Below are 19,973 nucleotides of genomic sequence, written 5' to 3'. Positions count from 1 at the left end.
GTGACGCCGGGGAGAAGGAGTCGCGGGTCCACCTGTCACTTCCGGATCAGGTACGAGTAGCCGCGCGACAGCTTCGACAGGACCTCGCTGGTCGCCTCCGCCGACCGGGGAGGTGCGATCTCCGGGTCGACCGAGACCGTGATTCCCGCGTCGGACAACGCTTTCGCCTTGTCGGGGTTGCCCGACAGCAGACACACGTCGTCGACGCCGATGTGGTGGAGAACGCGCGCGGCGAGGCCGTAGCCGCGGGCGTCCTCCTTGGCGCCGATCGCGACGTTGCGTTGGTAGGTGTCGCCGTCCTGGAGGAGGCTGCGCACCTTGTCGTACAGCCCGATGCCGCGCCCTTCCTGCCGAAGGTAGACGATGATGCCGTAGCCGCGGGCGACGATGCGGCGCCGGGCCGCGCGGAGTTGGGCGCCGCAGTCACACCGGTCGCCGCCGAACACGTCGCCGAACAGGCACTCTGAGTGCACGCGCACCGGTACCGGCCGGGCGGGCAGGGTCGGGAACGCGCCCTTCGGCGGAGCGGTTCCGGCCGCGTACACCAGAATCAGATGGTCGCCCCCGGTGTGGCCCTGCGCGGGGTCGTACGCGCGCACACCGGCCGCATGCCAGTCGCGATCGTCGATCCGAAGCGTGGCCACCTCGGAACGTTCAATGGTCATGTGTGCTGTCCTCGACGTTGCGGGCCGGCCCTTGTTGAGCGTGCGGGGCCGACGGAGTGACGGTCGGTGTGACCAGGATCTTGACTGGTCCGGGTCGTTGACAATGCAATTCCGGCGGCAGGATTGCCGGCCCGGATCATCCGGCCGGAATCCTCGAAACCCGCAGAACCGGGCCGATTTCCGCCGTCCGAACCGCGTGGCGCACGACTGCCGCAGCGGCGAGCATGTATCGATTCGGACCCGGTTCCCCTGAGGGAGAGCATCGTGTCGCTGCAGGTCGACGACCTCCGCACAGACGCCCGTACCAACCCGCTGGGCATCGACAACCCGACGCCGGAGTTCGCCTGGCGCCTCGTAGCCGAGCGGCCGGGCACGCTGCAGGCGGCGTACGAGATAGAGATCTCCACTTCGGACGGCGCATGGTGGAACAGCGGACGCATCAGGGGTGACCGCCCGTTCGGGGTGGCGTACGCGGGACCACCGCTCGAGTCGTGCCGCCGCTACCACTGGCGGGTGCGGGTGGTCGACGACGCGGGAACGATCAGCGGGTGGAGCGGGCCGGCCTGGTTCGAGACGGCCCTGCTGGATCCGGCCGGCTGGCGGGCGCATTGGATCAGCGGCCCGCCGGAGTCCGCGCAGGACCATGCCGCGCTCTACCTCCGCACCACCGTGGAGGTGTCGGATCGGATCGTGCGCGGCCGCGCGTACGTGTCGGCGCTGGGCTGGTACCGCTTCTTCGTCAACGGGCACGACGTCACGGGTGATGCCCTGGTGCCGCGGTGGACACCGCTCGACCACATGGTGGAGTACCAGACGTACGACGTCACCGGATTCTTCCGCCCGGGCACCAACGTCGTCGCGATGGCGGTCGGTGACGGACGGTTCCGCGGCCGGCTCGGGGCACTCGACAAACGCTCGGTCTACGGTGACCGGCTCGCCGGCCTCGTACAGGTCGACCTCGAACTGGCCGACGGCGGCGTGGCCCGGCTCGACTCCGACGAGCGGTGGTGCGCCGGGCGCGGCCGCATCCTCGCGTCCGACCCGAAGTGGGGCGAGCGCGTCGACCTCCGGATCGACGACCACGCCTGGCGCACCGCCGCCACAACGCCGGTCACCCCGCCCCCGGTGACCCTGCACCCGGTGGACGTGCTGCCGTGGCCGGATCGGCAGTTGGTGGCCGAGGAGGTGGAGCGGGTTCGGTGCATCGAACGGCTGCCCGCCACTCGCGTGTGGCGCTCGCCCGGCGGACGGCAGCTCGTCGACTTCGGCCGCAACGTCTCCGGTGTCGCGCGGCTGCTGCTTGCCGGCCCCGCCGGCACCACGGTGAGCGTGACATACAGCGAACTCCTCGACCCCGCGGGCGAGCTCGACGCCGCGCACACGGCGAACCACGGCAGGGCCAAGCCGCAGCGGGACCAGGTGACGCTGGACGGCGGCCCGACGTGGTACCAGCCCTGGTTCACGGTGCGGGGGTTCCGCTACGTCGAGATCGACGGTCCGGCCGAGGACCTCACCGGCGCCGAGGCGATCGTCCTGTCCACCGACGTGGCCGCGACGGGCCGCGTGGACACCTCGGATGAGCGACTGAACCGTTTCCACGACAACGTGCTGGCGAGTGTGCGGGCCAACTTCGCCGACACGCCGACCGACTGCCCCACGCGCGAGCGCTCCGGATACACGGGCGACATCCAGACCTTCGCGCCCACGGCGGTCGTCTGTGTCGACGCGCAGGCGTTCCTGCGCCGCTACCTCCGCAATCTGGCCTGCGAGCAGCTGCCGGACGGCCGCGTACCACCGATGATCCCGAGCGAGGACTCGACGTTCTCCGGCGGCCGGAGGACGTTCTCGAAGCTGGCGTCCGGGTCAGTCGGATGGGGCGACGCAAGCGTCATCCTGCCCTGGACGCTGTACCGCTACCACGGTGACGAGCGGGTGCTCGACCGCCAGTACGACAGCATGCGCCGCTGGGTCGACCACCTGGAACGGCGGGCACGTACCCGCTCGGGCTGGGCCCGCTGGTTCGGGAAGCGGGTCGGTGGCCAGGAGCGGTACATCCTCGACTCCGGGTTCCACTTCGGGGAGTGGTACCGCGCCGGGTCCGACACCGGATCGCAGGTGCGCAACCTTCTCGTACGTCGGCCGGTGGTCGCCACCGCCTACCTCGCGCGGTCCGCCCACCTCCTGTCCCGCGCGGCGGGCGTCCTCGGCCGCGACGCCGACGCCGCGACCTACGCCGATCTCGCGCACGCCGTACGAGCCGCGTGGCGCGCCGCGTTCGTGCGCCCCGACGGCCGGATCGGCGCCGACGGCCAGGACGACTACGTCCGCGCCCTCGGGTTCGACCTGCTGACCGGTGAGCAGCGGCCGGCGGCGATCGCCCGGCTGGCGGCCCTGGTCGAAGGCGCGGGAACCCGCGTCACCACGGGTCTGCTGAGCACACCGATGATCCTGCCCGTACTCGCCGACGGAGGCCGCGCCGACCTCGCCTACGCCCTGCTGATGCGCACCGCGTCACCGTCGTGGCTGGCGCAGGTGGAGCGCGGCGCGACCACGGTGTGGGAGACCTGGGACGGATACGACGACAAGGGCCGCGGGCTCCTGTCCCACAACCATTACACGCACGGCGTCGTCGCCGGATTTCTCACCGAGTACGTCGCCGGGCTGACTCCGGCGGAACCCGGCTACCGCGTCATCGACGTGCGGCCCGTGCCCGGTGGCGGCCTCACCCACGCGTCCGCGACGGTGCGCACCCCGTACGGACCGGCGTCCAGCGCGTGGCGTGTGGACGGCGGGACGTGCACCCTCACCGTCACCGTACCCGCCGGGACGAGCGCCAGGATCCACACCGATCGCACCGTCGACGTCGGATCGGGCATCCACGAGATCAGCTGGGGTCAGATCGCGGTGAGGTAGGCCGCCACCTCGTCGGCCGAACTGGTGTCCACACCGATGTAGCCGTCCGGCCGCACCAGCACGTACCCCGAGTCCCCGTAGGCGGCCCGGACGTGTCCGTCCGGATCCAGGAGATCGACGCCCACGCGGTACGCCCGCACCGCATCCGACATACCCTCCGGAACCTCTCCCGAGCGTTCGAGGCACAGCAGCGTGGGCGAGGTGCCCCGGAACACGTCGAAGAGGCTGGTCGACGTGCCGTCGGCGGTGCGGCACGGCGCGTCGGGAGCGCGGTCACCGCCGCGTCCGCCCGCCGCCAGTGGACCGTCGCGGTACGACAGTCTGAGTTGGAAAGTCCGTTCGTCGGGCGTGGCCTCTTTGTCGTCAAGCAGTTCGGTGCTCAGCCCGATTGCCTGCTCGGCGACCGGCCGCCGCTCCGCCTCGTACGTGTCCAGCAGCGCGTCCGGCGCTCCGGCGAGCACGCGGGCGAGTTTCCAACCGAGGTTGTAGGCGTCCTGGACCCCGGTGTTCAGCCCCTGGCTGCCGGCCGGCGAGTGGATGTGGGCGGCGTCGCCGGCGAGGAACACCCGGCCGACACGGTAGCGGTCGGCGAGCCGCATGCTGACCCGGTAGTCCGTCGCGGCCGTGAGCGTCGTGACGGTCAGGTCGCGCCGCCGCGTGCGCTCGGTCAGGAGCCGCTGGAATCCCGCCAGCGTCAGATCGGGTGTGTCGTCGGCGGTGATCGGTGCCGACATCCGGAAGTAGTCGGTGCCGGCGACCGGCCAGATGCTGGCCTGGACCTGTTTGCGTTCCGGGTCAACCCAGACCTGCCACACGTCGCGGCGCATACCCGGCACGGTGACGTCGCCCAGCAGAAGGCGTTCGGCGGGCCGGGTGGTCCCGGTGAAGCCGACGCCCAGCGCTTTGCGCACGCCACTACGGCCGCCGTCGGCACCGACCACGAACCGTGCCCGGATCGACGAACCGGCCGCTGTGGAAACGGTGACCCCGTTGTCGTCCTGGTCGAACCCGACCATCTCGGCGTCGTGCTCCACCGCCACGCCGAGTCCGGCCAGCCGCTCGCGGAGGATCCGCTCGGTGCGCCACTGCGGCTGCACGATCGGCATCGGGTACGGCACGTCGGGCGTGGGCTCGCTACGCGGTTGGGTGTGCCCCTGGTACACCGGGTCCCGTCCGAAGTACACCTGGACCGGCGGGTACTCCTGGCCGGTCGCGAGGATCGGGTCGATGACGCCGAGGTCGTGGAATACCTCCAGCGTGCGCGGCTGCAGCCCGTTGCCGCGTGTGCCGGGGTAGAAGTCGGCCGGGTTCCGGTCGATGATCCGCACCCGCACCCGGCGCCGGGCCAGCTCGATGGCGAGGGTGAGCCCGGTCGGACCGGCCCCCACGACGACGACGTCTACATCCGGGTTCACCTGAGAGACCATCGCCACAGTATTGCCAGGCGAATCCGGGAAAGGCCGCCCACCGGCAGTTTCAACGCGATTCCGCCGCCGGAAACGCATGCGTAAGCGCGTGTCGCGGACGCGGCGGTGAATCGAGGAGCGGGATCGATCCGTCAGCATGCTCCGCCACCACCCGTCGGTGCGCCCCACCGCCCCGTCGGCCTGCGCCGGACCCAGCTCAGCCGCCGGAGTCGGCACCGTCGGCGAACGCCGCCTGCGGTTCGAGACGCTGGCCCCGCGCGTACTCCTGGGCGTAGCCGGCCGGGCCGAGGGCCTCGACCGCGGCCGCCCGCACGGCCGCCAGGTCGGCGGCGTCGTCGGGATCCGGCACCTGGCCCAGTGCCGCGAAGGCGGCGTCGGTGACGGCGATCATCCGGGCGGCCCGCGCGTGGTCGCCGTGGGCCGACGCGAGCGCGGCGCCCGCCACGCAGACGTACGGGACGAAGTCCGCCCAGCCGTTGCGGAAGACCTTCTCGCGGCTCGCGGCGAACAACGCCCTCGCCGCGTCGAGATTGCCGAGACCCAACTCGCAGAACGCGAGGTTGTGGGTCTCCGAGTTGACGACCTCGGGCTGGCCCAGGGCCTCGTTGAGCGCGATGCTCTCCCGGTAGAGCTCCCGGGCGCGGGCCAGGTCACCGGACATCCGTGCCACGGCGGCAAGCACGTGGCGGGGCCGCTCCTCCAGACTCCGATCGCCGGCAGCGACCGCGACCGCGAGCGCCTCCCGAGCGCGTGCCTCCCCACCGGCGAGGTCACCTCCTCGGATGGCGACCCGGGCGAGGCTGTAGCGGGCCTCCACCTCTCCCGCCGGATCACCGGCGGCGCGCGCCCTGTCGATCTCGACCTCGCTCATCCGCACCACCGCGGCGGTCTCGCCCCGACGGAAGGCCGCGCGCACGTCGTCGCTGAAACCCATCTCTGTCCTTCCCTCTGCGCTGCGGTCATCCTGCGCGAACGCGTGCTGGTCAGCCCGCGGTGAAGCTGGTCCAGGTCTCCACGAGACCGAACCCCATCGACTCGTAGAGCGCCCGGCCCATCGCGCTGGACTGCAGGTAGGCGGCGTCCGCGCCGGCCGCGACACCGTCGCGCAGTACGGCCTCCGTGATCGTGCGGCCCAGCCCGCGGCCTCGTGCGGATGGCACGACGGCGATGTTGAACACGCCCACCACGCCGGAGGTCGACATCCCGAGCCCGGTGCCGACCGGCCGGCCGGACTCCTCGGCCAGGTAGCCGGTGATGGAGTCGGCGTCGAGCACACCGCCGCCCATCAGCGAACCGAAGATGCCCTCGGGAGCTTCGAAGCCCCGGGTGAGGGTGTCGGTGTAGAGGTCGGCCTCCGCCGCGCGGACCTGGCGGACCACCTCTCGCCGCCGTGCGTCGGCCCGGAACACGACGTCTTCCGCGCCGCAGGCCAGCATCGGCACAGCACTGCTGTGGAGCAACCCGTGTCGAGCCGCGAGAGCGCGGACCTCGTCGTCCGCCTCGCCGCGAACCATGATCGACCAGCGCGTGGTCTGCCTGCCGACCTCGACCGCCATCTCGTCGAGCGCCACGAGGTCCGGTCTGAGCGTCGTGTCGTAGGCCGCGTTCAGCGCCGCCACTCCGGCGTGGGTCAGCGCTGCGCGTGCGGTGCCCCGCTCGGCGTACCAGCCCTTCGGGGTGACCGCACAGAGGTTCTGGATGGCATCGAAGTACGACGCGGCCATCCGCTCGGCGATGGTGTTGATCGAGACTCCCTCGTGTTGTCCGCAGCCCCCAACCCCAGCTCTGCGGCGCCCTGACCAGCCCGTGAAGCGTTCGAGTATGCCTGGGCCGGTCTCCGTCGATGGAAACCGGCCCCCAGCGAGAGCGGTCAGGCGGCGAGCTTGTTGGCGATCTTGACGACCCGCTGAGCCATGTGGTCGAGGGCGTTGAGCTGAGCGTCACCCAGCGGCGCGTCGTTGCCGCCGCCGGTGACGTGCGAGACGCCGTACGGGTTGCCGTCCGCGAACTTCAGCGGGTCGGTGTAGCCGGGTGCGACGACCACGCCGCCGAAGTGGTGGATCGTGTTGTAGAGCGCCAGCAGCGTCGACTCCTGCCCACCGTGGGCGGTCATGGTCGCGGTGAAGCCGGCGTACACCTTGTCGGCCAGCAGGCCCTGCGCCCACTGCGGGCCCAGGGTGTCGAGGAACTGCTTGAGCTGGCTGGCGATGTTGCCGAACCGGGTGGGCGAGCCGAACAGCACCGCGTCGGCCCAGACGAGGTCGTCGGCGGTCGCCTTCGCCTCGTTCTTCGTGGCGTCGAAGTGCTGGCTCCAGGCGGCGTTGGAGGCGATGGCCTCCTCCGGGGCAAGCTCCGGAACCTGACGCAGGCGCACCTCGGCGCCGGCCTTCTCGCCAGCCTCGGCGAGCCGCTGGGCCATGGCGTGGATGGTGCCGGTGGCGGAGTAGTAGATGACGGAGAGCTTGGCCATCGAAGGGTCCCTTCTCGAAGTAGTTGCTGGCGATAAAGTTGCGGCAGCAACAATCTGACTCTAGCAACGGGAGCGGGAGACCGCCAACGAGCCCCCGGCAGCCCCATGATCAACTCGGCTTTCAGAGAACCGGGCTGTCCGACCGGCCCAGACACCCCGACATTCAGGAGACCGAGTCGATCACCCCAACCCGGCGGCCGGCCGGGCGAGTCCGCGGCCGGTACGATCAGCGCGTGAATCTGGACGTCACCGCCGACCGGCTCGGGGTGCCCGTCGAGGACGTCGACCGCGTGCACCGCCTCGCCGACGGCCGGCCGTCCGCTCCGCTACCGGTCAAGCCGGACGCGCCCGCACTCCTCGACCGGCTCGCCGTACGGCCGGACGACGCCGCCGAGATCATGGCGGGCTGGCCCGACCCCGGCTCGCCACTGTGGACTCCGGAGCTGCGCTGGCTGCTCGACCGCTCGACCGCTCTGGTTGTCGCCGATCTCGGCGGCCACGGCTGGCTGCCGCCCGGCCCCGCACTGCCGCGCGACCGGGGCCCCGCCTGGCGGCATCTCTACGTGTACGCGTACCTGGCCCTGGTCGACGTCGTCCGGGGATACCACCGCGACCACGGCATCCCCGACGACGTGTCCTGGGTGACCCTGGCGGACCTGGGCCGCAACCTCGCGATCGACAGGCGGATGCGCCGCGAGGGGTGGCCGGTCATGCAGAGCTGGCTGACGCTGCACGCACGCGGCGGCCTCTACGAGCTGGGCCGACTACAGCACCAGCGCGGCGGCACGGCCATCGATCTGCACATCCCCGAGGCGGGGCCGCTGACCCCGACGGCTGTCGACGCGTCACTCGACGAGGCCCGCGCGTTCTTTCCACGCCACTTCCCCGACGAGCACTACACCGCGTTCGCCTGCGGCTCCTGGCTGCTGGACCCGCAGTTGCGGGAGTACCTGCCCGAGGGTTCCAACATCATCCGGTTCCAGCAGCGGTTCGAGCTGGACCCCTACGAGGAGCCCGAAGGCATCGACGCCGACGTCGAGGTGCTGCGGTTCGCGTTCCGCACCCTGACCACGCCACTCGACCAACTGCCGCGCGGCACCGTGCTCCAGCGTGCGGTCGTCGACCACCTGGCGGCCGGCCGCCACTGGCGCTGGCACCGCGGCCGGTTCCCCATCTAGCTGCCCGCCCGCACCGGGTGCCGCGTTCTCGGCCGCTCAGTCGAGGCAGAACTCGTTGCCCTCGACGTCCTGCATCACGAGGCACGACTCGTTGTCCTCGTCGGCGGTGAGCAGCCGTACGCGCGTCGCGCCGAGCGCGACAAGCCGCGCGCATTCGGCCTCCAGTGCGGCCAGCCGCTCATCGCCGACGAGGCCGGTGCCGACCCGTACGTCAAGATGCAGCCGATTCTTGACGACCTTGCCTTCGGGAACGCGCTGGAAGTACAGGCGCGGACCCACCCCGGTGGGATCGGCGCAGGCGAACCCGGAACCCTGTTTCTCCGGTGGCCGCGCCCGATCAAAGTCGTCCCAGGTGGCGAACCCCTTCGGCGGCGGCGGTACGACGTAACCCAACACCGCGCACCAGAAGCGGGCGACGCGCTCCGGCTCCGCGCAGTCGAAGGTGATCTGGACCTGCCTGACCGACGCCATCCCGCCACCCTAGAGGGACGGCCTCGTCGTCCGCACCGACCCTGCCCGACGGCCGCCCCCGAGTTCTGGTCGGTCACGAGAGAATCTCGACGTACCCGTCGCTGCCGTGTACGCGGATCCGCTGCCCGTCGGCAATCAGCCGGGTGGCGTCCACCACGCTGACGACGGCCGGCAGACCGTACTCCCGGGCGATCACCGCGCCGTGCGTCATCAGGCCGCCGACCTCCGTCACCAGGCCCGCGACGGCGACGAAGAGAGGCGTCCAGCTCGGGTCCGTGTGGGCCGTGACGAGGATGTCGCCCGGTTCGAGATGAGCCTGGGCCAGGTCCAGGATGACGCGGACACGCCCTTCGACCGTCCCGGCGGAGACCGGTAGCCCGATCAGCGCGCCGGCCGGCACGTCGTCACGCCGGTACGCCCCGGTGAGGGCCTCGCCGTCCGAGGTCAGCACCCGGGGCGGCGTGAGCGCGTGGTACGACCGGAACTCGTCCCTGCGGCGCTGGATCAGGGCGTCGTCCACCACCTGGTTCGCGCGCACGACGTCGTGCAACTCCTGGAACGTGAGATAGAAGACGTCCTCCCGGTCGCGGAGCACGTCGGCCCGCACGAGGCGCTCGGCCTCTCGCATCAGGGCCTGCTTGTAGACGAAGTAGCGGCTGATGATGCCGTACTTCGGGTACTCCCGATAGCCGACGAAGGTCCGGACCCGGTCGATCATCCGCTTGGTCTCGTCGGCCTTCTGCTCCCCGTCCGGCAGTGCCCGCAGGCGCGTCAACACCTCGCGCTCCTTCTCCTGCGCCTCCTGCCGCCCCTGCTCGAAGCGCCGCTGGGCGGCACCCGGCGCGAAGTTCGCGACGTTGTCCAGGAGCACCGGCACGAGCGTGGCGGGGCGTTCGCGCCACCGCGGCCTGGTGATGTCGATCTCGCCGACGCAGCGCATGCCGTACCGGTCGAGGTAGGCCTCGATGGCGTCGCGCGCCTCCGGCCCGCCCGCGAGCTTCGGCAGCTCGTCCAGGAAGCCGTCATCCTGGACGCCCCGCAGGAACGCCACCACCTCCGGATGTGGACGGATCACGTCCGCGACGTCGAGCAGCGCGAGCCCCATCTCCGACGTGACGTTACCGGGGGCGGACAGCGTGAGGATGTCGGCGGCGTTCCGCTCACCCAACCACTCCCCCAGCCGGTCGTTGAGCCACCAGGTGGCCTCCATCCCCGCCATGATCGCCTGCATGCTCAGCGGATCGCCGAGGTCGCGCTTGTGCTCCGCGAAGGCCGTCAGCAGGAAGTCGAACAGCGCCGGGCCACTCAACGCCGCGATGTCGTGCCGCAGGGCGGCGACGGCCGCCTCGCTGCGCGCGATCAGTTGGGTCACAATGGCCGGATCGGTCTCGATCGGGGCGGACGCACCCCGAGCCGGCGGCCCGACGGGACCGCTGTCCGCGAGCGCCGGTACGAAGTCGGGGCGCTCCAGGACCGTCTCCAGCGCGTCCCTGGTCAGCGGGTCGGTCCGGTCTGCCATCTTCAGGAAGCCGGCCCGGCTCCCGGGCGAGGCCAGGATCCGGGTGGCGTCGACGAACAGTCTCCCGCCGGCCTCGAGCATCGGCGCCATGGCCGTCAGCTGCCACATGGAGAGTCCCAGCGGCCTCATCGGGTCGGTCATCATCTGCTGGTGACCGACGGAGAGGTAGACGTGGTTCTCCTGGTCGGCGACGGCGGGGATGGGGAAGAGCGTGGTGATCGGCCGGCTCTGCACGATCTGGAAGTCGTCGTCGACCAGACACCATTCGATGTCCTGTGGCCGACCGAAATGCGCCTCGATCCGTCGCCCGAGCTGCACGAGTCGTACGACCTGCGCATCCGTGAGCGCCGGCTGCTCCTGCCGCTGCGGGTCGATCGTCACCTCGCGCGTCCCACCGGCCGGCAGGGCGTGCACGGCGACCCGCTTGGCGGCGACGGTCCGGGCGATGACCGCACCGTCGCGCGCCGTGAAGACGTCCGGGTTCACCCGGCCGGAGACCAGGGCCTCACCGAGGCCGAAGCTCGCGTCCACGGTGGCGACCTTCCGGTTGCCGGTGACGGGGTCCGCCGTGAACAGGACGCCGGCCGACTGGGGGAAGACCATCTGCTGCACGACCACGGCCATGCCGACCCTCCGGTGGTCGAAGCCGTTGCGCAGGCGGTAGGTCACGGCCCGCTCGGTGAACAGCGACGCCCAGCACCGGCTGAGGTGCTCGAGGATCGCCGCCGGGCCGATGACGTTCAGGTAGGTGTCCTGCTGACCGGCGAAGGAGGCGGTCGGCATGTCCTCTGCCGTCGCGCTGGAACGCACGGCGTAGGCGGATCGCTCGCCGAGGACGGCGAGCGGACGGGTGATCGCCGTGGCGAGATCGCCAGGGATGGGGATCCCCTCGATGCTCCGGCGGACCTGCGCGCTGAGCGCACCGATCGCCTCCCGGTCGTCCGGGCTCAGGCGCGACAGCTGATCGAGCGCATCGTCGATCCCCGGTGAGTCCGCCAGGATCCGCCGGAAGGCGGCGGTCGTCACGCAGAAGCCAGCCGGCACCCGGATGCCGTCGATCCGGGACAGGCCGCCCAGGTTCGCGGCCTTTCCGCCGACGAGCGCGACGGACGTCTGGTCAACCTCTCGAAGATCCAACACGTACTGCTCGATCACTGCCCCACCTCCCGGATAGCCGTGCTGCCTGGCACCGCGGCGGCCGCGGTCGCGGGCCACCGCACCGCCACTACCGTCCGCGGATCGCGGTGGCCGCGTCCCCCGTACAACGAACACACACCCACGTCGGGCCCCCGTTTTCCTTGTCGACGCCGCGTTCGGCCGCCGATTCTGCGGCACGACCCGGGCCTTGCCGCAAGCCCCCTGGTGCGCTATAAGTTAGAAGTGGCAGGGAGTCTGATCTCCCTGCCTTTGCTTTTGTCGGCCGTTGCGGGCCGAGATCCGTCGACCAACTCAGAGCCCGCCGGGCACCCGCGGCGGATGCCGGTTAGGGGTGGTCCGCTCCGGTGGGCCGGGCTAGGTTCACAACGTCCGGCAGTTGCCTGCCGGGGCACCGGCCACGCCCGGCGACCCGCACCGGGCCCGGCCGTCGTGCGCCGGTGACGCGCCGCGGGGTACGACGAGAAGGGGCACCTGCCTGTGCTGCTGAGTTCGCTGCTCGCGTCGACCGACGAGCACCCGGATGCGATCCGGATCGACGACCGGGCGACGTCGTGGGTGGAGTTACGGCGGCTCGCCGGTGCGGTGGCCGACGACCTGCGCGGTGTGGACCGTGTCGCCATCGACGCGACCGCCAGCCTGCACACCGTGGTCGGCGTCGTCGGCGCGCTGCTGGCCGGGTCGGCGGTGATACCGTTGCCACCGGACGCCGGCCCGATGGAACGGGAGCACATCCTGCGCGACTCGGCGCCCGGAGCGTTGCTCGTGCCGGCCGACGCGGAGCGCCGCGAGGCACCCGACGGGCTGCCGACCATTCCGATCGACCTCGCGCGACGATCGGACACCAACCATCCGGAGCCGGATCCGGCCGGCATCGCGCTGATTCTCTACACCAGCGGCACCACCGGCGCGCCGAAGGGCGTGATGCTCTCCCGGCGCGCCATCACGGCCTGCCTCGACGGGCTCGCCGCGGCCTGGCAGTGGACGCCGGACGACCTGCTCGTGCACGGCCTGCCGCTGTTCCACGTACACGGGCTGGTGCTCGGGGTGCTCGGCCCCCTGCGCGTGGGCAGCCGGCTGCACCACGTGGGCCAACCCCGCCCCCAGCGGTACGCGGCGGCGGCCGGCTCCCTCTATTTCGGCGTCCCCACCATCTGGTCCCGGATCGCCGCCGACGAGCCCTCGGCCCGGGCCCTGCGCGCCGCGCGACTGCTGGTGTCGGGCAGCGCGGCTCTGCCCGCGACGGTCTTCGCCGACCTGACCCGGCTCACCGGCCACCAGATCGTCGAACGCTACGGGATGACCGAAACGTTGATCACGGTGAGCGCCACCGCCGACGGCCCCCGCCGCCCGGGCGCCGTCGGTCTGCCGTTGCCGGGGGTACGCACCCGGGTCGTCGACGAGCAGGGCCGCTCGATGCCCACCGACGGGGTGGCGATGGGCGAGCTCGAGGTGTGCGGCCCGACCCTCTTCGACGGGTACCTGAACCGGCCCGACGCGGACGCCGCCGCCCGCACCACGGACGGGTGGTTCCGCACCGGCGACGTGGCCACGATCGGTCCGGACGGTTGGCATCGCATCGTCGGCCGGGCAGCCACCGACCTGATCAAGAGCGGCGGTTACCGGATCGGCGCCGGCGAGGTGGAGGACGCGCTGCTGGCGCATCCCGGTGTGCGGGAGGCCGCGGTGGTGGGCACGCCGCACCCTGATCTCGGCCAACAGGTGACGGCGTACGTCGTGGGTGACGCGCTCGACGAGGCGGATCTGATCGAGTTCGTGGCCCGACAACTGTCGACACACAAGCGTCCCCGGCAGGTGCGGCTGGTCGAGGCCCTGCCGCGCAACGCTCTGGGCAAGGTGCAGAAGGGCCGACTCCGGGCGGACTGATCCCGCACCGGCCGCCGGCGCCCCTCCCTGACCGGCCGGCGCGAGATCGAGGCGTTCCCGGCCGAAAAGTGGGAATGCCGACTCGCGCACCTCGCGCGGACGACCGCGGGTGCCACCGGAGACCAGAGAGGCGCCATGAACGAGCTGACCGTACGCGCCATCGGCGGGCCGACGGCCGTCCTCGACTACGCGGGCTCGCGCGTCGTGTTGGATCCGACCTTCGACGATCCGCAGACGTACCACTACGGCAAGGTCACCGCGACCAAACTGGTCGGCCCGAGCGTCTCGCCCGAGGACCTCGGTCAGGTCGACCTGGTGCTCGTGTCGCACGAGCACCACCTCGACAATCTCGACATCTCCGGCCGGGAGTACGCGCGGCAGGCCCGGCGGGTGCTCACCACGGCGGCGGGGGCACCGAAGCTCGGCCCCGGTGCGGTCGGCCTTCTGCCGTTCGCGCACGCCGACGTCGGCGACCTGCGGGTCACGGCGGTTCCGGCGCTGCACGGTACGCCGGAGATCGGCGTGGTCAACGGCCCGGTGATCGGGTTCGTGCTGGAGGCGGGTGGCTGGCCGACTGTCTACGTCAGCGGTGACAACGCGTCGGTGGACGTCGTGGCGGTGATCGCGGAACGGTTCCCGGCGATCGAGATCGCGATCCTCAACCTGGGCGCGGCCTACATCGCGGCACGCGGCGAGGGGTTCCTCACCCTGACGGCGGAGCTGGCGGCACGCGCGGCGGCCCTGCTCGGCGTCCGGGCGGTGGTCCCGGTGCACCAGCACGGCTGGGCGCACTACACCCAGGACGCCGACGACGTCGAGCGCGCCTTCACGGCGGCGGGCCTGAGACACCTGCTCGTCGACCTGCGCCCCGGCCACTCGGCGACCATCTGAGCTTTGTGTGCGGGCAGGTGACCGCCGCTCACGGGCAACCCCGTGAGCGGCGGTCACTTCTCGTCACTCGGTTCGCAGTGCCACCGCGACCCGGGTCTTCGCCGCCCAGCCGGCCGGCAGCAGGGCACCGACCACGGCGATGACCAACCCGCCGAGACCGAAGAGCAACAGGTCGACCGAGCCGTACACGTCCAGGACCGCGTCCGGCAGGCGGAAGCCCACGCTGCTCGCCATCTCGGTGATGACCGTGCGTTGCAGCAGCACGCCGACCCCCGCACCGACCGCACCGCCGACCAGGCCGGTGACCACGACCGAGGCGATGACCATCACCGTGGTCTGCCGGGGCGTCATCCCGAGCGCCTTGTGCACGCCCAGGTCGTGGACGCGTTCCCGGGTCTCGAGGACCACCGTGTTCAGCACGCCGAGGCCGGCGACGACCATCAGCAGGAGGCTGAGCAACCCGGTCAGCGCGTTGATGATGATGATCATCTCGTCGGGCTCGTGGCTGAGGCCGTCGGCCACCGCGCCGAGCGGGTCGAGGGCCGCCGTCAACGCCGTGGCGTACGCCCGGGCGTCGGTGCCGGGCTCCACCGTGACGTAGTACATCGACGGTGCCAGCTCCGGCTCGGCCACCCACAGCGTGGCGACGTCGGTGACGACCTGCATGCCGTCGTCGTCGATGTTGAACGCCTCACCGACGATCGTGACGGGGATGTCGACGCCCTTGTCGGTCAGCACGATGCGGTCACCGACCCCTTTTCCGGCCGCCGTGAGGAACGGCGTCGAGACGACGATCTGCGCCGGGCCGGTCAGCCAGGTCCCCGACACCATCCGGTAGTAGCGCGCAGCGTCCGGCCCGGTGACCGCGACCGCGTCCAGCTCGCCGGTGATCCCCGCGGCGGTGATCTCGCTGCGGGCCATGCCCAGGTACCCGTCCGTGCCCGCCTGGTCGGCGATCACCCGCTCGATCGCCGCCGGGTCGCCGAACGGCTGCTCCTGCACCGGACCCGGTCGCTGCCCCGGGCCCGGCGGCTGCCCCGGCCCCGGCGGCGGGCCGCCCCGCGGCATCCGGTGCGGCTGCCCGACCTGGACGTCGGCGATGTCCTCGACCTCCTGGATCCGGTTCAGCGACGTACCGAGACCGACCGCGAAGGTGACCGCCGCGGCGCCGAACGCGATCGCGGCGACCACGCTCACCGCCCGTACCGGTCGGGCGAAGGGGTGGGCCAGGCCGAGCGTCACCGGCCGGGAGACCGGCAGCCGGCTGGTCAGGCGGGCCGCCCACCGACCACGGCCGGGCCGGGGGGTACGCCCGACGGCGAGCGCGTCGACGCTGCGCAACCTGCCGGCCCGGGCCGCGGCGGCCAGGGCGGTCACCGCCACGAGGGTGAGCGCGCCGCCGGCCACCACCGCGTCGACCCAGAGCGCGACCCCGTTGTCGTCCGTACCGTAGATCCGGTCGGTCTGGGCGAGGATCGGCACGGTCAGGAGGTTGCCGGCGACCACACCGAGCGCCGCACCGACAGTGGCCGGGATGAGCGCCTGCCCCACGTACGCGCGGACCACCTGGGCTGGCGTGAAGCCGAGCGCCTTGAGGATGCCGATCCGGCGGGTGGCGGTGGAGACCGCGCCGGCGATGACGTTGCCGATGATCAGCACCGCCATGACCACACCCAGCATGCCGAAGGCGATCAGGAACGGCACCAGCAGGACTGTCTCGCCGGTGGCCTCCCGGCGGACGTCGAGCCACGACACGGCGCTGTCGAGCGCGGCAGCGGGGAGGGACGCCTGCACCGCGGTCCGACCGGCCTGGACCTGGGCGGCCGTGCCGGCCTCGGTGAAGCGGTAGAGCATCTGGTAGGCGCGCGGGCCGTCGGGGCCGGTCCAGGCCACGAGTTGCGCCGGGGTGGTCCAGGCGTCGGCGGTCTGACTGGCCGACCGGGCCAGCCCGACGACTGTCACCGACGGGCTGCCCGGTGCGTCGGACACCGTCCACCGCTGGCCGAGCACCTTCGGTGGCAACCGCAGATTCTCCCCCGTGGCCAGCACGATCTCCCCCGGTCCGGTCGCCCACCGGCCGTCGACGACGTCGACCCGGTCGACCGCGCCGCCCGGATCGGCACGCCCGACGACGGTCAGCGGCGGCATCGGGTTACCCATCGGGCTGGTCAGGTTCAGCTCCGCGTTCGGGAACGGTCCCGCCGACCCGGCGACCCCGGCGACGCTCGCGGAGGCGGCCAGCTGCGCCTCGGTGACCGCGTCCGCGTCGAACTGGGCGGCGAGGTGCGCGCCCTGCTGCTGGCTGAAGGCCCGGTCGAAGGGTCCCCGGGAGGCCACCATCAGCGAACCGCCGAGGACCGCCGAGGTCACCGCGATCATCACGACCAAACCGATCACGACAGTCTGTACGCGTCGCCGCCCGACCCCGGCGCGGACAACCCGAGCCAGCGCGCTCATCGGATCCGCTCCAACGCGGAGTCGGCGGCGACCTGCCCGTCCAGGAGCTGGACGGTCCGGGTCGCGCACCGCTCGGCGAGGACCAGGTCGTGGGTGACCACGACGATGGTCTGGCCGTCGGCGTGCAACTCGGTCAGCAGGCGCATGACCTCCTCGCCGGAGGCGGTGTCCAACGCCCCGGTCGGCTCGTCGGCCAGCAGCAGCGGCGGCCGGTTCATCAGCGCGCGGGCGACGGCGACCCGCTGCCGTTCACCGCCGGAGAGCCTCCCGGGGTACGCGCCGGCGTGTCGGTCGACGCCGAGCCGGCCGAGCAGTTCGGTCGCCCGCCGCTGGGCGGTGCCGCGGCCCATCCCGGCCAGCTGTGCCGGCAGCATGACGTTGTCGGCGACGGTCAGGTCGTCGAGGAGGTTGAAGAACTGGAACACCAGGCCGATCCGGGCCCTGCGGTACCGGGCGGAGGCCGCCTCGCCGAGCTGGTCGACCCGCACCCCGTCGACGGTGACCGTGCCGGTGCTCGGCCGGTCCAGCCCGGCCACCAGGTTCAGCATCGTCGACTTGCCGCTGCCGGACGGGCCGAGGATCGCCACCGCCTCGCCGGGCGCGACACTCAACGACACCGCACGCAGCGCCGGTGGCCCCTCGTCGTACCGGCGTGTCACCTCGTGCAACTCGATCAGCGGTGTGGTCATGTCCCCGTCTCCTCAGGTGGTGGTGAGCTGGCGAGGCTGACGCTAGGGGCGGGGACGAGTCGGACACATCGGCAGCGGGAGGCATCTTCGGTACCGCGTCGGGATGAGCGGTGGCGGCGTCATCCCTGCGAGGTAGGCGTGTGATGTAGCGACACCACTCGCCAGGCGGATGCCCACCGGCGCGGTCGGCACCGAGAATGAACCGATGACGGGACGTGCGGTGGTGATCCGGCTGTGGTCGCACATCCGGTCCCTGGCGCGTCCGGTCGGCCAGTTGCCGCAGTTGTCACGCCGGGGGCAGCTGTTCGACGCGCTGTTGGCGCTCGGGCTCGGTCTCCTCGCGATCCAGGCGGGCACGGGTGACGCGGACCTGCCGAGGCCGTACCGGGTCGAGGTGGATCGGGGTGAGCTCTGGCGGGGGCCGCCGGTGCCACCCGACCCGGTGTGGCCGCCCTTCCTGCCGGTCGAGGACGACGGCACCGGCTGGACGGCGGCGCTGCTCCTGCTCGTCGTGCTTCCGTTGGTGTTTCGCCGCCGCTACCCGTTGGGGACGCTCTGGGTGGTGCTGGCCAGCGCCGGGCTGGTCGACGGCAATCCGGCCGCGCTGCGGCTGTCCTTCTTCGCCTGCGTGGTGGCCGGCTACAGCGCCGCCGTCTTCAGCCCGTACAAGATCCTGGCATTGGCCAGCCTACCGGCGGCCGCGATCCTGCACGCCGGGCTGCAGTCGGACGCCAGCTCGGTGTCCGACAGCGCCGTGCCGTTTTTGATCCTGCTGCCGATCGCGGTGGCGGCCGACGGGCTACGCCGGTGGAAGGAGCACGCCGACGAGGGCCGGGCGCGGATGGTGGCCATGGAGCACGAGCAGGTCGAGGCGCTGCGCCGGGCGACGGAGGTCGAACGGGCCCGGATCGCCCGGGAGTTGCACGACGTGGTGACCCACAACGTGAGCGTGATGGTGATCCAGGCCGGCGCGGCCCGCAAGGTGATGGAGTCCAGGCCCGAGGACGCCCGGGCGGCGCTGCTCGCGGTCGAGGCCGGTGGTCGGGCGGCGATGACCGAGCTGCGGCACGTGATGGGTCTGCTCACCATGGACGACGACGTTCTCGGGCAGGAGGGTGGGTCCGACCTGGTGCCGCAGCCCGGTCTCGACGGGCTGGACGCGCTGGTGCAGCGGGTCCGCGACTCGGGGGTCACGGTCGAGCTCGTCGTCCGCGGGCAGCGGGGGCCGCTGCCGTCGGGCATCGAGCTGACCGTCTACCGGCTGGTGCAGGAGGCGTTGACGAACGCGGTCAAACACGCTGCCAGCGCATCCGTCCGTGTGCTCGTCGAGTACGGCGGGGAGCACCTGCGCGTCGAGGTCACCGACACCGGCGGCCGAGCCGGCGTGACCACCGGCACCGGGCGAGGGCTGATCGGTCTGCGCGAACGGCTCGCGGTCTACGGTGGCACGCTCGCGGCGGGTCCACGACTCACCGGCGGGTACCGTGTCCAGGCCCTGATCCCGATGGAGAATGTCGTGGTCGACGGCGTCGCGGGCGACGGTCGGACGGGCGCACCGTTGGGGGGCGAGGCATGACCACACCACTGCGGGTGGTGGTCGCTGACGACCAGGCGTTGGTCCGGGCCGGGTTCCGGATGATCCTGACCGCCGACGGAATCGACGTGGTCGCCGAGGCGACGACCGGGGTCGAGGCGGTCGACGCGGTCCACCGGCACCGGCCCGACGTGGTCCTGATGGACATCCGGATGCCTGACCTGGACGGTCTCGCGGCCGCCCGCCAGATCCTCGCCGGTGTTGGCGAGGCGCCGCGCATCATCATGCTCACGACCTTCGACCTGGACCAGTACGTGTACGCGGCACTGACCGCGGGCGCCAGCGGATTCCTCCTCAAGGACGTCACTCCGGAGCATCTGGTGGGTGCGGTCCGGCTGGTCCGCTCCGGCGACGCGCTGCTGGCGCCGACGATCACCCGGCGGCTGGTGCAACGGTTCGCCCAACGCGACACCGACCCGCCGACCATCCACCGGGACCTGTCCGCCCTGACCCCGCGTGAACTGGAGGTGCTGGGCCTGCTGGCCCACGGCCTGAGCAACGCCGAGCTCGCCGGCCGCCTGCACCTGTCGGAGGCGACAGTGAAGACGCACGTCGCCCGGATCCTGGCCAAGCTGGGCCTGCGCGACCGGGTCCAGGCCGTCGTCGTCGCGTACCGGACCGGCCTGGTCGCCCCCTGACCGTGGGCCGGCACAGAAG

General features: G+C 71.9%; 15 protein-coding genes. 6 read left to right on the top strand and 9 right to left on the bottom strand.

Going from position 1 to position 19,973, the window contains the following annotated elements; genetic code table 11:
* Window positions 1-35: 35 nt before the first annotated feature.
* Window positions 36-665 (bottom strand): GTP cyclohydrolase, encoded by a 630-nt coding sequence (locus AB0B14_RS00410; RefSeq protein WP_357075043.1) that lies wholly within the window; start codon window positions 663-665, stop codon window positions 36-38.
* A 264-nt stretch (window positions 666-929) separates the two neighbouring features.
* Here AB0B14_RS00410 and AB0B14_RS00405 point away from each other — a divergent pair, with 264 nt between their 5' ends.
* Entirely contained in the window at window positions 930-3,578 is a 2,649-nt protein-coding gene (locus AB0B14_RS00405) for a family 78 glycoside hydrolase catalytic domain (protein ID WP_357520307.1), read from the top strand.
* Here AB0B14_RS00405 and AB0B14_RS00400 read toward each other — a convergent pair.
* From AB0B14_RS00400 to wrbA, 4 genes are all read right to left on the bottom strand, one after another.
* Entirely contained in the window at window positions 3,560-4,993 is a 1,434-nt protein-coding gene (locus AB0B14_RS00400) for an FAD-dependent monooxygenase (protein ID WP_357520305.1), read from the bottom strand. The genes AB0B14_RS00405 and AB0B14_RS00400 overlap by 19 nt on opposite strands.
* 208 nt (window positions 4,994-5,201) lie before the next feature.
* Complete coding sequence (locus AB0B14_RS00395) at window positions 5,202-5,939, bottom strand: tetratricopeptide repeat protein (RefSeq protein ID WP_357520303.1); 738 nt, start codon at window positions 5,937-5,939, stop codon at window positions 5,202-5,204.
* 49 nt (window positions 5,940-5,988) lie between these two features.
* Window positions 5,989-6,729 (bottom strand): GNAT family N-acetyltransferase, encoded by a 741-nt coding sequence (locus tag AB0B14_RS00390; protein WP_357520301.1) that lies wholly within the window; start codon window positions 6,727-6,729, stop codon window positions 5,989-5,991.
* Window positions 6,730-6,875: 146 nt separating this feature from the next.
* Window positions 6,876-7,475 (bottom strand): NAD(P)H:quinone oxidoreductase, encoded by a 600-nt coding sequence (gene wrbA / locus AB0B14_RS00385; protein ID WP_357075058.1) that lies wholly within the window; start codon window positions 7,473-7,475, stop codon window positions 6,876-6,878.
* A gap of 233 nt (window positions 7,476-7,708) precedes the next feature.
* Between wrbA and AB0B14_RS00380 the strand changes: the two genes are divergently transcribed.
* Window positions 7,709-8,653, top strand: a complete 945-nt coding sequence (locus tag AB0B14_RS00380; RefSeq protein ID WP_357520299.1) for an acyltransferase domain-containing protein — start codon at window positions 7,709-7,711, stop codon at window positions 8,651-8,653.
* A 36-nt stretch (window positions 8,654-8,689) separates the two neighbouring features.
* Here AB0B14_RS00380 and AB0B14_RS00375 read toward each other — a convergent pair whose 3' ends face one another.
* Both AB0B14_RS00375 and rph read right to left on the bottom strand, forming a co-directional pair.
* Window positions 8,690-9,124, bottom strand: a complete 435-nt coding sequence (locus AB0B14_RS00375) for a VOC family protein (protein WP_357075064.1) — start codon at window positions 9,122-9,124, stop codon at window positions 8,690-8,692.
* A 73-nt stretch (window positions 9,125-9,197) separates the two neighbouring features.
* Window positions 9,198-11,798, bottom strand: coding sequence for a rifamycin-inactivating phosphotransferase (gene rph, locus AB0B14_RS00370; RefSeq protein ID WP_357520297.1), 2,601 nt, complete (start codon window positions 11,796-11,798; stop codon window positions 9,198-9,200).
* Between the two features lie 474 nt (window positions 11,799-12,272).
* Here rph and AB0B14_RS00365 point away from each other — a divergent pair, with 474 nt between their 5' ends.
* The gene (locus AB0B14_RS00365; RefSeq protein WP_357520871.1) at window positions 12,273-13,685 is read left to right on the top strand and encodes an acyl-CoA synthetase; all 1,413 of its coding nucleotides are present in this window, start codon (window positions 12,273-12,275) and stop codon (window positions 13,683-13,685) included.
* A 135-nt stretch (window positions 13,686-13,820) separates the two neighbouring features.
* A complete protein-coding gene (locus AB0B14_RS00360; protein ID WP_357520295.1) occupies window positions 13,821-14,576 on the top strand; it encodes an MBL fold metallo-hydrolase in 756 nt (251 codons plus the stop codon).
* 63 nt (window positions 14,577-14,639) lie between these two features.
* Here the strand turns inward: AB0B14_RS00360 and AB0B14_RS00355 are convergent, their stop codons facing one another.
* Together AB0B14_RS00355 and AB0B14_RS00350 are read right to left on the bottom strand one after the other, a co-directional pair.
* Window positions 14,640-17,033 (bottom strand): FtsX-like permease family protein, encoded by a 2,394-nt coding sequence (locus AB0B14_RS00355; protein WP_357520293.1) that lies wholly within the window; start codon window positions 17,031-17,033, stop codon window positions 14,640-14,642.
* Window positions 17,030-17,722, bottom strand: a complete 693-nt coding sequence (locus tag AB0B14_RS00350; protein ID WP_357075075.1) for an ABC transporter ATP-binding protein — start codon at window positions 17,720-17,722, stop codon at window positions 17,030-17,032. Before AB0B14_RS00350 ends, AB0B14_RS00355 begins: the two co-directional genes overlap by 4 nt.
* 205 nt (window positions 17,723-17,927) lie before the next feature.
* Between AB0B14_RS00350 and AB0B14_RS00345 the strand changes: the two genes are divergently transcribed.
* Window positions 17,928-19,298 carry a histidine kinase gene (locus AB0B14_RS00345; RefSeq protein ID WP_357520291.1) on the top strand — a complete coding sequence of 457 codons (1,371 nt, stop codon included), beginning with the start codon at window positions 17,928-17,930 and terminating at the stop codon, window positions 19,296-19,298.
* Entirely contained in the window at window positions 19,295-19,954 is a 660-nt protein-coding gene (locus tag AB0B14_RS00340; protein WP_357520289.1) for a response regulator transcription factor, read from the top strand. The genes AB0B14_RS00345 and AB0B14_RS00340 overlap by 4 nt, the downstream gene beginning before the upstream one ends.
* Window positions 19,955-19,973 lie beyond the last annotated feature (19 nt).

This window comes from Micromonospora sp. NPDC049171 (assembly GCF_040648275.1).
Taxonomy (GTDB): Bacteria; Actinomycetota; Actinomycetes; order Mycobacteriales; family Micromonosporaceae; genus Micromonospora.
The sequence above is the reverse complement of the archived record's forward strand: the minus strand, read 5'-3'. Positions and strand labels throughout refer to the sequence as shown.